This is a genomic window from uncultured Flavobacterium sp., from assembly GCF_937967675.1.
GTDB lineage: Bacteria > Bacteroidota > Bacteroidia > Flavobacteriales > Flavobacteriaceae > Flavobacterium.
In genome coordinates this window covers 14,716-30,222 of sequence record NZ_CALBSN010000067.1, presented here as the reverse complement: position 1 = coordinate 30,222, position 15,507 = coordinate 14,716, and the positions used below count along the sequence as shown (strand labels likewise).

The 15,507-nt window shown below is 33.2% G+C and carries 8 protein-coding genes; 5 read left to right on the top strand and 3 right to left on the bottom strand.

From position 1 onward, the window contains the following. Positions 1 to 29: 29 nt before the first annotated feature. The 3 genes from Q0075_RS04535 to Q0075_RS04525 all read left to right on the top strand — a co-directional run bounded on the left by Q0075_RS04535 (position 30) and on the right by Q0075_RS04525 (position 3,022). The gene (locus Q0075_RS04535) at positions 30 to 1,109 is read left to right on the top strand and encodes an adenine-specific methyltransferase EcoRI family protein (RefSeq protein ID WP_297868477.1); all 1,080 of its coding nucleotides are present in this window, start codon (positions 30 to 32) and stop codon (positions 1,107 to 1,109) included. 8 nt (positions 1,110 to 1,117) lie between these two features. Then, a complete protein-coding gene (locus Q0075_RS04530) occupies positions 1,118 to 2,281 on the top strand; it encodes a DUF262 domain-containing protein (RefSeq protein WP_297868476.1) in 1,164 nt (387 codons plus the stop codon). Positions 2,282 to 2,443: 162 nt separating this feature from the next. Beyond that, positions 2,444 to 3,022: a hypothetical protein gene (locus Q0075_RS04525; RefSeq protein WP_297868475.1), complete on the top strand. Its 579-nt coding sequence runs from the start codon at positions 2,444 to 2,446 to the stop codon at positions 3,020 to 3,022. A 164-nt stretch (positions 3,023 to 3,186) separates the two neighbouring features. Here Q0075_RS04525 and Q0075_RS04520 read toward each other — a convergent pair whose 3' ends face one another. Further along, complete coding sequence (locus Q0075_RS04520) at positions 3,187 to 5,817, bottom strand: valine--tRNA ligase (protein WP_297868495.1); 2,631 nt, start codon at positions 5,815 to 5,817, stop codon at positions 3,187 to 3,189. 308 nt (positions 5,818 to 6,125) lie between these two features. On the opposite strand from Q0075_RS04520, the gene Q0075_RS04515 reads away from it, so the two are divergent. Continuing rightward, a complete protein-coding gene (locus tag Q0075_RS04515; RefSeq protein ID WP_291110831.1) occupies positions 6,126 to 6,551 on the top strand; it encodes a DUF1573 domain-containing protein in 426 nt (141 codons plus the stop codon). Positions 6,552 to 6,581: 30 nt separating this feature from the next. Here the strand turns inward: Q0075_RS04515 and Q0075_RS04510 are convergent, their stop codons facing one another. Beyond that, positions 6,582 to 7,904: a PDZ domain-containing protein gene (locus tag Q0075_RS04510; RefSeq protein WP_297868474.1), complete on the bottom strand. Its 1,323-nt coding sequence runs from the start codon at positions 7,902 to 7,904 to the stop codon at positions 6,582 to 6,584. Positions 7,905 to 8,029: 125 nt separating this feature from the next. Here Q0075_RS04510 and Q0075_RS04505 point away from each other — a divergent pair, with 125 nt between their 5' ends. Beyond that, positions 8,030 to 9,223: a pyridoxal phosphate-dependent aminotransferase gene (locus Q0075_RS04505; RefSeq protein WP_297868473.1), complete on the top strand. Its 1,194-nt coding sequence runs from the start codon at positions 8,030 to 8,032 to the stop codon at positions 9,221 to 9,223. A 112-nt stretch (positions 9,224 to 9,335) separates the two neighbouring features. Here the strand turns inward: Q0075_RS04505 and Q0075_RS04500 are convergent, their stop codons facing one another. Further along, entirely contained in the window at positions 9,336 to 15,461 is a 6,126-nt protein-coding gene (locus Q0075_RS04500) for a PKD-like domain-containing protein (protein WP_297868472.1), read from the bottom strand. Positions 15,462 to 15,507 lie beyond the last annotated feature (46 nt).

Below are 15,507 nucleotides of genomic sequence, written 5' to 3'. Positions count from 1 at the left end.
ACAAGTCATACAAAGAAATAATTTACAGAATGAGACATAAAGGACTTGCTAAAGCTAAAAAATCAAAAGCAGACGAATTCTACACACAATACATAGATATTGAAAAGGAAGTTAATGCATACTTAGAGTATAATCCAAACGTATTTAAAGACAAAACCATTCTTTTACCATGTGATGATCCCGAATGGAGTAACTTCACAAAGTACTTCGCTCAAAATTTTGAACGATTTGGATTAAAAAAGTTAATAAGTACTAGTTATGCCCAAGAAAGTAAGTCTTTACCCAACCAATATCAACCATCTCTTTTTGAAGTAAATGATCCAAAATTTGATGAGTACAAAACAAATGTTAGAGGTAAAATTTTCAAGCTCGACCATGATAAAAGTGGAGATGGCAAAATTGATATAAATGATCTTGAATGGGAATATCTTGATGGTGATGGTGATTTTAATTCAGATGAGGTCAAAAAACTTAGAGATGAAGCTGACATTATTATCACGAATCCACCATTTTCAATATTCAGAGAATTTATGCAATGGATATTTGTTGCCCAAAAACAATTTTTAGTAATAGCAAACATCAATGCAATAACTTATAAAGAAATATTTCCTTTGATTAGAGAAAATAAAATATGGCTAGGAACTGGAATGGGAAGATGGATTTCTGGATTTATCGTTCCTGATTCTTATCAATTGTATGGTACAGAAGCTAAGATAGATAATGAAGGAAATAGGATTGTGGCAACTAACAATTGCTTATGGTTTACTAATCTTGATCATGGAAAAAGACATCAACCATTACCTTTAATGACAATGGCAGATAATATACGATATAGTTCTCATAAAGATGTTAAAGGAAAAGAATATCGAAAGTATGATAATTTTGACGCTATAGAAATTCCTTTCACTGATTCTATTCCAAGCGATTATGATGGAGTTATGGGAGTACCAATAACATTTTTAGACAAATATAATCCAGAACAATTCGAAATATTAGGTTGCTCCTATGACTATGGAAGACCAATTGATTGGGACAAATCAATAAATATGTCTGTAACAATAGGAGGCGAAAACGTATACAAAAGACTCCTTATTAAGCACAAAAAATAATTAGAATTATGAAAACAACTTTAAAAACAGAAATTACAATAAAAGATATCTGCGAAGGTTTTGTGTATAATCAACTTGAAGGAAAAGGTTTATTTGGCTTATCTGGTAAATTAACTATACAGCCTGAATATCAAAGAAATTACATTTATGCTGATGGAAAAAAAGATGTAGCAGTAATTGAATCCATATTAAAAGGTTATCCACTAGGTCTTATATATTTTGTTAAAGTTGGAGATGAGATGTTTGAGGTTCTAGATGGACAACAAAGAATTACAAGCTTTGGTCGCTATGTCACTAATAAGTTTGCCGTAAAAGACGAAAACGGGATGGAACAAATATTTACTGGTTTAGCTAGTGATAAGCAAAAAAAAATATTAGAAACAAAATTGACAATTTATGAGTGTGAAGGTGAAGAAAGTGAAATTAAAGAATGGTTTAAAACAATTAATATTGCAGGAATTCCATTAAATAATCAAGAACTATTAAACGCAATTTATTCAGGACCATTTGTAACTCTTGGCAAAGAAGAATTTAGCAATAGTCAAAATTCAAACGTTCAAAAATGGAGTGCTTATATTTCTGGTTCGGCTCTAAGACAAGACTTTTTGGAATGTGCTTTAAATTGGGTTAGCAAAGGAAATATAAGCGATTACATGAGTCGACATAGGAAGGACACAAATATTAATGAATTAAAAACATATTTTAATACCGTAATTGATTGGGTATCTACCGTTTTCATTGATGTTGAAAAAGAAATGTGTGGGTTAGAATGGGGGCGATTATATGAAAAATATAAAGGACAACCATACGACCCGCAAAAAGTATCAGCAAAAGTAAAAGAACTTTATGGTGATTCATATGTAAAAAATCGTAGAGGAATTTTTGAATATATATTAGGAGGATCTACTGACCACAAACTTCTTGATGTTCGTATTTTTGATGATGTAACAAAAAAAACAGTTTATACAAAACAAAAATTATACGCAGAAAGTAAAGGTATCTCAAATTGCCCTTTTTGTGCAATTGGTAATAACATAAATAAAACGAAAATTTGGTTACTTTCAGAAATGGATGCTGATCATGTTTCTGCTTGGAGTAAAGGAGGCGCAACGGACATAAAGAACTGTGAGATGTTATGTAAAAACCATAACCGAGCAAAAGGTAACAGATAAAAAGAGAAGAATATAAATAAAATTCCGAGCTCACGCTTAGATTTTTTATTGACAAAATGTTTTAAAATTATGTAATACTAGATAACTTCTTTTTTTAAGATATTTAAAGATACCTTCTTAATAATTCACATAAACAATTTAACTGTATTTTTTATAGACTACATGAAAATAAAAGACATTATAAATTTATTTGTTGCTCTAATCACTCTTTTTGGATTTGGGTTTTTCTTATTTAAACTTTCTGAATTAGTTTTTGAAAATATTGAAAAAGTAAATCCAAATATTCTTGTAGCAATTATTGGCTCTACTGTAACAATTATAGGATATTTTATTTCCAGATATTTAGAAAAGAAAAAATTAATAGAACAGCAAATCAGGGAACAAAAATTACCAGTTTATGATGAATTTGTAGAATTTCTTTTTAAAATTCTTAAAGACAATAAGAGTAACAAAAAATTATCCGAAAAAGAATTAATTGACTTGTTTTATTCTTTAAATAAAAAATCAATATTATGGCTTTCAGACAATTCATTAAAAGCTTATAAAGAATGGAGAATTAAAACTATTAATTTATCTGATAATAATTCTGAAAATGCAGGAGTTGAAGTTATGGCATTACTCGAAAAGATGTTATTTGAGTTCAGAAAAGATATTGGTCATAAAAATCAAAATTTAAAATCTGGAGATATTTTGTCCTTATTTATTAATGATTGGTATGAATATTCAAAGAAACAACTATAGTTAATAGTAGTTCAAGTGAGAATTTAGAAATTTATCGTCGTTGTAATTTCATGACTCCCTTTTTATGTCGTAATATCCTTTTAAAACTATAAACAAAAAAAATCCCGAGCTCACACTCGGGATTCTTTATTTAGATTCTGAAACGAGTTCAGAATGACAAAATGCTATTTCAAACTCGCTAAACTTTGTTCTAAAGTCGCAATTTTGGCTAAAGCGTCGGCTTCTTTTTTGCGTTCGTTTGCAATTACTTGTTCGGGTGCGCCGGCTACGAATTTCTCGTTAGACAATTTCCCTTGTACTGAGCGTAAGAACCCTTTGATGTAGTTTAACTCTTCGGTTAATTTTGCAATTTCTGCTTCTACATCGATGTTTCCTGTAATTGGAATAAAATATTCATTCGATTTCACACGGTACGATAACGCGCCATCTACTTTATCTGAAACGTATTCTAAAGTCGTTACATTTCCTAACTTCTGAATCACTGAATCAAAATACGTTGATGCTTTTTCGTTGTTCACCACTTTTAATTCCATCGCATCTTTAAATGGAATGTTTTTGTCTTTACGAATCGTTCTAATTCCAGAAATAACTTCCGTAGCAAAATCAAAATCAGCAATTAATTTTGCATCAAACGCTTTCGCTTTTGGCCATTCTGAAACGATTAACGCTTGTTCTGGCGTTCTTTCGGTAATGTGTTGCCAAATTTCCTCTGTTAAAAACGGCATGAACGGATGTAACAATTTCAAGTTGTTTTCTAACATTTCAATTGCTTTTTCAAACGTAGCGCGGTCGATAGGTTGTTGGTAACCAGGTTTTATCATTTCTAAGAACCACGAACAAAAATCGTCCCAAACCAATTTGTAAATCGCCATCAAAGCGTCTGATAAACGGTATTTATCAAAATTATCTTCGATTTCGGCTAAAGTTTGTTGCAACTTCGCTTCGTACCATTCAATCGCTACTTTAGATGCTTCTGGTTGTGCAATATCAGCCACTTCCCACCCTTTGATTAGTTTGAAAGCATTCCAAATTTTATTAGAGAAACCTTTTCCTTGGTTGCATAATTCTTCGTCAAATAAAATATCATTTCCTGCCGAAGCACTTAATAACAACCCTACACGAACTCCGTCAGCACCAAATTTTTCAATTAATCCAAGCGGTTCAGGAGAATTCCCTAAAGATTTCGACATTTTACGACCTTGCTTATCGCGAACCAATCCGGTTAAATATACGTTTGAAAATGGTTTTTCGCCTGCATATTCATAACCTGCAATAATCATACGCGCTACCCAGAAGAATAAAATATCGGGTCCCGTAACTAAATCATTGGTAGGATAATAGTATTTAAAATCTTCACTTTCTGGATTTAAAACACCACCAAAAACAGCCATTGGCCATAACCATGAAGAAAACCAAGTATCTAAGGCATCAGCGTCCTGACGTAAGTCAGCAGTGGTCAGTGTTGCGTTGGCAGTTTTTGCTTTCGCAAGCTCAAGGGCTTTTTCGATGTTTTCAGCTACAACAAAATCTTCTTTACCGTCACCAAAATAGTAAGCCGGGATTTGTTGTCCCCACCACAATTGACGTGAAATATTCCAGTCGCGAATGTTGTTTAACCAATGCGCATAGGTATTGTTAAAACGACTTGGATATAATTTGATTTCGTCTGATTCTAAAACGGCTTTGATAGCAGGTTTTACTAAATCTTCCATTTTTAAGAACCATTGGTCTGATAATCTTGGTTCGATTACCGCTTTGGTTCTTTCAGAAGTTCCTACTTTATTCAAATGCGTTTCAGTCTTTGCTAAGGCTCCAATCGATTCTAATTCTTTCGCAATTTCTTCACGAACTACGAATCTATCTTTACCTTGGTAATGCAATCCGTATGAATTCAAAGAAGCATCTTCGTTGAAAATATCGATGATTTCTAAATTGTGTTTATCTCCTAAAACTTTATCGTTGGTATCGTGAGCAGGCGTTACTTTTAAACATCCTGTACCGAATTCTAAATCTACATATTCATCTTCGATAATTGGCACTACTCTACCGCAAATTGGAACAATTGCTTTTTTCCCTTTTAAATGCGAAAAACGTTCGTCATTTGGATTAATACAAATTGCAGTATCTCCGAAAATTGTCTCTGGACGAGTCGTTGCAACAGTTAAGAAATCTTCCGAACCTTCGATTTTGTATTTGATGAAGTATAATTTTCCTTGACGTTCTTCAAAGATTACTTCTTCGTCAGATAAAGTCGTTTTCGCTTCTGGATCCCAGTTTACCATTCGGTAACCGCGATAAATCAGTCCTTTGTTATATAAATCTACAAACGAGTGAATTACCGATGCTGACATATCGTCATCCATAGTAAACTTAGTACGACTCCAATCGCAAGAACAACCTAATTGTTTTAATTGCTCTAAGATGGTTCCGCCGTATTTTTCAGTCCAATCCCAAGCGTGTTTTAGGAATTCTTCGCGTGTTAAATCGTTTTTATTGATGCCTTCTTCTTTTAACTTGGCTACTACTTTCGCTTCGGTTGCAATTGAGGCATGGTCGGTTCCTGGCACCCAACAAGCATTGAACCCTTTTAAACGCGCACGACGAATTAATACATCTTGAATGGTGTTATTCAACATGTGTCCCATGTGTAAGACTCCCGTTACGTTTGGTGGCGGAATTACAATGGTGTACGGCGTTCTGTGGTCGGGTTTGGATGTAAAATAATCGTTTTTCATCCAGTAGTCGTACCACTTTTGTTCTACTTCTTTAGCGTTGAATTGTGCAGGAATCATTATATCGTTTATTGTTTATTGTTAATGGTTTGTTGCTTAATTTTCATGAAACAACGGTTGCAAAAAATCCTAAAGTTTGCTTTCTAGCCCCGATGGGAGCGGCACCTCGTAAAGCGGACAGCGGGAAAATGGATTACAAATAAGTCCCGAGCCATTCGCTCCTAAAAATACCTAAACGTAAACTTTGGTATGTTTTTTGTGTTATTAACTGCAAAAGTAACTATATAACGAAAATAAAAAAAATGTTAGGAGTAGTTTGTTGGTTGCTTATATTTAATTATTTTTACAACAACCTATTAATTTATAAGATGATGAAAAAATTACTTGTTTATTTAACCCTACTGATAGGAATTTTTTCCTTTGCTCAATCTGGTGCTAAAATTGAATTTAAGGAAGAAACCATTAATTATGGTGAAGTTGAAAAAGGAAAAGATAACGGAATACGTATTTTTGAATTTACCAATACGGGAGATGCGCCTTTGGTTATCAAAAATGCCAAATCGAGTTGTGGCTGTACGGTTCCAGAATGGCCAAAAGAACCTATTGCTCCTGGAGGAAAAGGTCAAATTAAGGTTCAATATAATATGAATCCGGGTCCAATAAGTAAAACTATTACCATTGAAACCAATGCTACTAACAAAGAAAACGGTATGATTCCACTAAGAATAAAAGGAACTGTAGTTGTTAAGGAAGAAGTTAGTCCACTTCTAAAAAAGAAAACGTTTCCAAATTCATAAAGAAGAGTCCCATTAAAAGTGGGACTTTTTTTATAGAATTTTTTTCAATTGAAATTTATATTTTATCTGCTCACCATTTCGCTCGACTAAAATCGAAATCCATTTACCATCTTTTGATTGAAATAAATCCATTATCCATTGCATCGTCAATTGATGGGCTTGTTTATTATTAATTTTAAGGATTTTATCTCCTACTTGTAATCCTGCCTTTTCTGCGGGAGAATCTTTACGAATTGCATGTATTGAAAAAATTGGTTTTAGCTCAAATTTTTGTGTGAATTTTAAATCATCATCAAAAATAATTTCATTTTGATTTGCTGTTCTTTTTGGAGGCTGAACTCTTACAATTTGATTGATTAATTGTAAACCTGCATGCTGAATTTCTATACCCGACATGTTATATTCAAATGGAAGGGAAAACAAATTGTTTTTTTTGAAATAAAATTTCTTGTTTTTATAATCTAAAAACCAATTGAATCGTTTTAAAACATCGCCACCAATAGAACCATTTCGACCATTATTAACAAGAATTTGATTAAAAGCAGTAGTGTCTGGATATGAAACCAAAGCCTTTTTTAAAGCAAATCCACTAAAATCAATTTTATCAATTCTAGATCTTTTACCATTTATTTCACCCAACAGACCAACCCCAAGAAAATCATTAAAAAAATCAGTATTACATTTCAAGGTATCGTTTTCAAACAACCAAAGTCCATCGCCTAAACCAGAATCAAAGAGCACGTTAAATATTTGACTTTCATCATTTAAAGTTATTGGAATTTTAACATATGGTTTCTTTTTAATTATCGATACTTGCAATGTATTAAATCTTTTTAAACGAGAATCATTAGCTTTAAGTTCTTCTCTATGGAGTATTACTAATTTGTGCTCGTAATCAATTTCTACTAGATATGATTCAAAAAAACGACTCCCAATTATTCCATTAATGGGCAATCCTAATTTATTAATAATGCTAATATCTTGATCAGGTAAAAAAAGAACATCAAAATTAGAATCTGCATACTCATTTACAGATAACAAATTGTTTTTTAGCCTATATCCCGAAACAACATTGCCATTTCCAACCCCTTTAATAAATATTTTATCTTTTTCATCAAGATTAGAGAGTAATGTATCTTGGGGTAAATCAAATAAAATAGTATCATCAGAACCAGTATCAAGAATCATTTTAAGAGGAATTCCATTAAAATTGACATCAATAATGATGAGATTTTGAATGAATTCGAAAGGAATTTTGATTTTGTTTTTTTTTGGATTCCATAAAAAATTAGTTTGCGAATATGAAGTCACTTGCAATGTAATCAATAACACTATAGAAATTACTAATTTCATTTTAATTCATTTGTATAAATGTAAGAAATTAAAACTAAACTATTATCTATTTAACATATTTTAATATCAATTAATGTACTTTTCACAAAAAAAAATCGCAATTTTGTACGTATAAAAAAATAATCATGCCAAAAGTTTCAATAAAAGGGCAACAAATGCCAGAATCTCCAATTAGAAAATTGGTACCTTTTGCAGAAATTGCTAAAAAAAAAGGTCATAAAGTATATCATTTAAATATTGGTCAACCCGATATTAAAACGCCAGAAGTTGCCTTAGAAGCAGTAAAAAAAGCTGATATTTCAGTTCTTGAATACAGTCATTCTGCAGGTTTTGAAAGTTATAGAACAAAACTTTCTCAATACTATAAAAACCATGGGTTACCAATAGATACTCAAGATATTATAATTACAACAGGAGGTTCTGAAGCTTTACTTTTTGCTATGGGAAGCACTATGGATGCAGGAGATGAAATTATAATTCCCGAACCCTTTTATGCTAATTATAATGGATTTTCAACAGCGTCAGGTGTGAAAGTAGTTCCAGTAATATCAGGAATTGAAACTGGGTTTGCTTTACCACCAATAGAAGCATTTGAAAAATTAATAACTCCTAAAACAAAAGCTATTTTAATTTGTAATCCTGGTAATCCAACGGGATATTTATATTCGCAAGAGGAAATTTTAAAATTAGCTGAAATTGTAAAAAAATATGATTTGTTTCTAATCGCCGATGAAGTATATCGTGAATTTATTTATGATGGTGATAAACATTTTTCAGTAATGAATGTACCTGGACTTGAAGAACATGCTATAATGATTGATTCTGTTTCTAAACGATATAGCATGTGTGGCGCTCGTATTGGTTGTATTGTTTCTAAAAATAAAGAAGTAATGGCAACGGCAATGAAATTTGCACAAGCTAGATTAAGTCCACCTACTTATGCTCAAATTGCCAGTGAAGCTGCTTTAGAAACTCCTCAAAGTTATTTTGATGCTGTTATTTCAGAGTATAAAGATCGTAGAGATACTTTAATTACTGAATTGATTAAAATTGAAGGTATTAAAGTAGCTACTCCAAAAGGCGCTTTCTATTGTATTGCTAAATTACCTATAGATAACGCTGATAAATTTGCACAATGGTTATTAGAGTCTTACGACTTAAATGGTGAAACTGTAATGGTTGCTCCTGCAGCAGGATTTTATTCAACACCAAATGTTGGTTTAGACGAAGTTCGTATTGCTTATGTTTTAAAGAAAGATGATTTAATTAAATCTGTTAAAATTCTTAAAGAAGCATTAAACACCTACAACAAATTATAATCAATTAATTTTATAATATTAAAGGAAAAGGGATACAATTGTATCCCTTTTCTTTTTATACTGAAAATAAAAAAGGCGAAATTTCTTTCGCCTTTTTTGTTATTTATTAAAATTATCTTTTCAATGCAAAGTGAGCTTTAAATTGTTTCTTAGCTCCATTTTCATAATAATCAACAGTAAACCAATAATCAGTAGAAGGTAGTAGTTCTTGATTATAAGAACCATCCCAAAATTCTTCTCCTCTTAATTGTTTGATTAATTTACCATATCGATCAAAAATAAAAATCACATCTGTAGATTGTAAACCATCTATTTTCCATACATCATTATATCCATCACCATTAGGTGTAAAATATTGTGGATATCCAATAATAAATACATCATAAGTAAAATAGGTACATCCTTCTGTATCTATAACGGTTACGACGTGAGGACCAGAGCTAACATTTGTAAAGATATTAGAAGCTTGTAATGTGCCCTCATCCAAAGAGTACATTAAAGTACCTGAACCTCCCGTAACATCAACAGTAATTGTAGCATTTCCACTAAAATATCCTGTTTGAGTTACTGAAATACCTGTTGCAGGAGTAGTTGAACCAACAATAGCTGTTACCATATTTGATACATCTGAAGATGGACAATTTGTTACACTATTTGTTGCAATAACTCCATAGGTTCCAACAGCAGTTGCCGTGTAAGTTGCGTTATTAGAGTTAGGTATAGGATTTCCATTAAAATACCAAACAAAATCATATGTAGCATTATCCAATCCAGAATTCAAAGTGTACGTTTGGAATGGAACACCAGATGAATCAACACAAATTGAACCGTCAACTAATTTTGGTTCTGGAAGAGGATTTACATACACTCTAACTGTCATTGAATTTCCTTTACAACTATCTAATCTTGGTGTAATTACATAATCCACATAACCTTGAGTATTTCCAGTAGTATGTAACAATTGAGATATTATTAAATTAGTTCCTGAAAAACTACCTGAACTAGCTCCACTAACTCCAACAGGGAATACTACCCAGTCAAAAATCGTATTTGTATTAAAAGTTGAAGCTGTTATATAAGTTGATTCGTTACTACAAAGTTCTCTATGGGTTGGGGTAGCAAACATTTCTGGTCTAGGATTAACTATAACAGTTACACTTTGTGGAGTACCAATACATCCATTAAACGTTGGTGTAACTTGATAAGTTACAGATCCTTGTGATAAACTGGTAGCAGTAAGCATTTGTTGAATACTTGTTCCGCTTCCGTTAGAAGCACCCGTAACACCAGTTGAACTAGTTACTATCCAGTTAAATATTGTTCCTGGAACTGTTCCAGAAATAGAAATATTTGTAGTTTCACCAGAACACAATGGTACAGTGCTACTTGCGATACTTACATCTGGGATTGGATTAACATAAACCTTAACAATTTGTACTGGTCCTAAACATCCATTTGCTTCAGCAACAATTGAATAAACAACTTCAACAGTAGATGTAGTTCCTGGATTAACCGTTAATGTTTGATTAATACTTGTTCCTGTACTCCCTGATGCCCCCAAAACATTACCTCCTGTTACAGTCCAAGAGAAAACAGCACCGGGTACATTACTTGCTAATTGAATATTGGTAGAACCCCCTGAACAAAATACAGGATTAAAATTCGTTGCCACTACTTCAGGTGATGGAGATATATTTATTCTTATAGACTGAGGTATACCAACGCAACCATCAGCTGTTGGTGTAACTAAATATTCAACATAACTATTTGTTGCAGATGTTGCAGTTAAAACTTGTGAAATAAAATCACCATTAGAATCAAAAGCACCTGTTGCGTTTGACTGATCTGAAACTACCCATGAGAACGTTGTACCAGGAACTGAACTTGTTAAGCTAATACTTGTAGAAGTTCCAGAACAAATTGTTGTTAAGGCAGGTGTAATAATAACATTTGGAAGTGGTTTTACAACAACTGTTGCACTTCCAGATTGAGCTTGACCACAAAATGGAGCTATTAATGATTGTACATATACTACATTATAAGTACTATTAATAAATAGAATTGGTGTAACAATTGTAGCTGAACCAGTAGCATCAATATTTACGGTTTGATTTAAACCTCCATCAATATTATAAGTAACTACTGAATTAGGTGTTGCTGTAATCGTTATACTACCGGCAGTTCCTTCACAAACAGAATTATTTGAAATAATACTAACTAAAACTGGTTTAGGTAAAATTTCACTAACAGTAAACGCATTAGAAGCAGCAGATGTACAACTTCCATTATAAGCTGTCACAACATAACTGGTGCCAAAGGTTAAGTTAGAAATAACTCCAGAAGCATCAACTGTAGGTCCTGTTGGATTAAAATCATAGGTTTCTCCAGCAACATAATTCGTGATAGTTGCTTCTCCATTATTAAAACATGTTGGTGCCGTAACATTAACGATAGGTGCTACAGGAGTTATCAACATCGGTTGATTTACAAATGCACTTGAAACAATCGAAGTACAAAGTGAACTATTAGTCGATGTAACTGTATAACTTGTTCCTAATACCATAGATTGTATCAATCCTGATGCATCAATTGTTGGTCCAACTGGATTAAATGTATAAGTCAATGTTGGATCATAATTTGTAATAGTACTAAATCCATCAGCAAAACACGTTGGTGCCGTAACATCAACTATCGGTGTTGCAGGAGTTGGTAGCATTTCATCAATTGAAAATGGAAGAGAATTACCATTAGGACAAACAGAACTAGTTGAAACAACTGTGTAAGACTGACCATAAATCATGTTACTAATAACACCTGATGAATTTAATGTAGGTCCAATAGGATCAAAAACATAGGTATTTGATGCAGCATAATTTGTAATTGTAGCCACTCCATCCGAAGTACATGTAGCTGGAGTAACAGCAATAACAGGGATTGCATTTGTTATTTGAGTCGCTGATATATTTAAATTTCTATCACAACCTTGTTGATTAAACACATAAGAAACACCATCTAAATAAGTTGTTCCATTTACCCTATTAATTCGAATAGTATTTGAAGTTGTTCCCTTAATAAAAGTGATATGCTGTAAAATGTTTAAAGCACCTGTATTAAAATTTTGTGTAGTTGCACCATCAACAATATTAACTGAAGCTGATGAATTGTTTCTAGCTATACTAATAGTAACAGGAGTACCTGCAGGTATTACATGCCCTAAAGTCAATATTATATTTTGATTAGCAGCTGTAGCATTAATCGTAGCAGAATTTACAACAGAGGCGGCAGTACCAGCTGGCAAAATAGGCCCTGTAGCATTATTAGGGTTTGCCCCACCCGCAACACTTATAGCATTTCCAGTAACTGGAACAGGAGGTTCAGTTATATAAGTTGCTGTTACTGTTGTAGTAGAACTTATTCCAGGAAGTGTTAAAACAGCTATACCAGAAGCATCTAATTGAATTGTTTGATTTGTCAAATTCACACCTCCAGTAACATTATAAGTTACGATGGCATTTGGACTACCTACAAAATTAAAAACTCCATCGCCACCTTCACATGTATCTGGACCCGCTGTTAAAGTATCTAAATTAACCCCTGGTTTAACATCAATACAAACTTGTTGACTGTACTGACAACCAAAATCATCTGTAACATTATATGTATAACAGTGACTTCCAACACTTGTAGGGGTTACGGTAATTTGATTTCCTGAAACATTTGTAATTGAAGGATCTGGAGACCAGTTCGAACTTGTAACTACAGGAGTAAATTGATAATCTGTTGGAATTAAAGCACTATCAAAATTGATACCCCATGAGAAAATATATCCGTTGTCTATATTTAAATTATCAGTCACTCTTAATGTCCAGTTACCATTTAACGTACTACCAATTAAATTAGTAAATGGTTGTACAGGTTGATAATTTCCTGCATTTATTGATGCCCCGTTTGGAGTCCCACAATTTGAGGTTGCCCCATTAACTAAAAGCGTTGTGGCTGTTGGAGTAAAACAATAATCACGTCCAATACCTGAAGTAGTTGCAGGATCATCTAAAGGACAGCCTAAATATGTACCGCCACCGCCTGGAAAAGCTTTTAAGATAATAGATTGTCCAGAAGGACTTATTAATTGTAATTGTAAATCTCCTAAAAAGGAATGCTCCATATTGATACAAACTGAAGTAATTTGACTTGCTGATGTAAGCGTTGTACCTAAAGGAAAACAATCAACAGGAACAGACGTTTCATAAGACACACCACTTCCATCAGGTAAAAAAGTTGTACCACTTACTGGAGGAGCACAATTTCTAACATATTGTTGAGGCGTAACTGCTCCTGTTATAATAGTTGATTGACCTAAACAAATTTCTTCATCAGCCGCTAATGTGCCAGTAAAAGAAGGTGTAGTTGAAACATAAACTAACTGATTAATTCTATTAATACTTCTACAGCCAACGGCATCTTTAGCATATAAACTTATAGAATAAATGCCAGGCGCTGAATAAGAATGAGAAACACTTTGCCCGATTGCCGTATTACCATCACCAAAATCCCAATGGTATGTAGCACCAGTACCATCGTTACCAAAAACTGCTGCTCCATCAATTGTAAATGATTGGTTTTGACAAACTCTAATGACTGTATCAGCTCCTCGTGGAGGAGATGATCCAACAATTGAAGATGAAATAGATTGACAAGGAGGTCCACAAACTATTGAAGCATCCCAACCAGCTGCATTTGTATTGGCATTTGAAGTAAATACAAAAATCAAACATCCATTACCAGCCGGATTACTTGCAGTGTAAGATGGAATAATAGAAGTCCCTGTGTAGGTTCCCACCAAAAGAGCAGTAGCTAAATCATCGCCATCATATATAGAGAAAGTATCATCAGCAATATTGAAGGAGTTAAAGAAAACACTAACAGACTGTCCAGCAGGTGGACAAATCTTTTTGTAGCCTCTAGTTGGGGAAATATTATTTGGATAATTTCCTGTAGCGCCACCAATGTCATAAAAATGATCCCCAGCACAGTAATCTGGAGCTGGAGCACATGTAATGTTTGATGTCCAACCATCTCGAGGACCAAAACTATCACTTATAAAAACAAATGTCAAACATCCACTTGGGTGGGTAGATGTAAAAGGGCCTGGAATTGTAGTTCCCCAATATCCACCTGCAAGACCACCTGGTACATTACCAGCTGGATTCCCACTTGAAATTAATGGAGAACTTGTATTAGGTCCATCATAAACATATAATGCATCCCAATTAGTTTCTGTATTAAATGATGTAAAAGTAACTGTTACTAATTCCCCTGGATTAGTAGGACAAATAACAACAGGAGTTGCAGTATTATTATAATTGTTAGCATACTGTCCAGTGGCACCTCCAGGATCAACAAAGTTACCTCCACATATAGGAGGGGCTACTGTTGTAGTGAAATTACGAACTACAGACCAAGGGCTTACATTATCAGGTTCACACAATGTTCTAACATAAAAACTGTATGAAGTAAGTGGAGATAAACCAGATATTGTAGTATTTGGATTAGTATTAACCGTTACAATAGTTCCTGTACCTGGAGTAAAACCTTGGGGCCCATACTCAACTTCCCATGGTCCGCCAGGAAAAGGACTAGTCCAAGATAATTGTGCAGAAGTTGAAAGAGGAGTAACATTTAGTCCTGTTGGTGCCAAACATTGTTCATCAACTTTAACAGTATCAATTAACCATCTATCTCCTGCATTATTTTCCATTACAAAAGCAATGTAGATGTTTTGACCTACATAAGCATTCAATGGTATAAATTTTTGAATACAGTTTTGATAATCAAAATCAGTTTCTGTATAAGTTTGAATAATAGTAAAATCCGCAGGGTTTGTCTGCGAAGCAGTTGATACTCTTACCGTATATATACTTCCAAAATTACCCAATTGGGAATCTTTTGCATAAAAACGAACTTGACCATTTGGTGGAACTGTAATTTGGGGTGTTACTAAATAATCAACAGATGTTTGACCTACAGGAAATGTCTGAGGATTTATCCTAGCACTACCAACTCCTTGACAAACAAGTGAAGCTGTTGTATTTCTAACCCATAAATTAGAACCAACACCATTATCAAATGTAACCCAACCTGTTGGTGGAAAAGTTGTTCCTTCAAAACCTTCATTTAATACTTGAGCATTAATAAACGTTGAAAAAAGAACAATAATAAAAAGTAATAATTTTTTCATTAATAATTTGTAGTTATGATTGGTTTAATTATCAAATTTAACTATT

What these genes read in the sequence shown, in the direction of transcription:
- Q0075_RS04505 (WP_297868473.1), top strand. Translation starts at nt 8,030, where the DNA reads ATGCCAAAAGTTTCAATAAAAGGGCAACAAATGCCAGAATCTCCAATT.
- Q0075_RS04525 (WP_297868475.1), top strand. Translation starts at nt 2,444, where the DNA reads ATGAAAATAAAAGACATTATAAATTTATTTGTTGCTCTAATCACTCTT.
- Q0075_RS04510 (WP_297868474.1), bottom strand. Translation starts at nt 7,904, where the DNA reads ATGAAATTAGTAATTTCTATAGTGTTATTGATTACATTGCAAGTGACT.
- Q0075_RS04535 (WP_297868477.1), top strand. Translation starts at nt 30, where the DNA reads ATGAGACATAAAGGACTTGCTAAAGCTAAAAAATCAAAAGCAGACGAA.
- Q0075_RS04500 (WP_297868472.1), bottom strand. Translation starts at nt 15,461, where the DNA reads ATGAAAAAATTATTACTTTTTATTATTGTTCTTTTTTCAACGTTTATT.
- Q0075_RS04530 (WP_297868476.1), top strand. Translation starts at nt 1,118, where the DNA reads ATGAAAACAACTTTAAAAACAGAAATTACAATAAAAGATATCTGCGAA.
- Q0075_RS04515 (WP_291110831.1), top strand. Translation starts at nt 6,126, where the DNA reads ATGAAAAAATTACTTGTTTATTTAACCCTACTGATAGGAATTTTTTCC.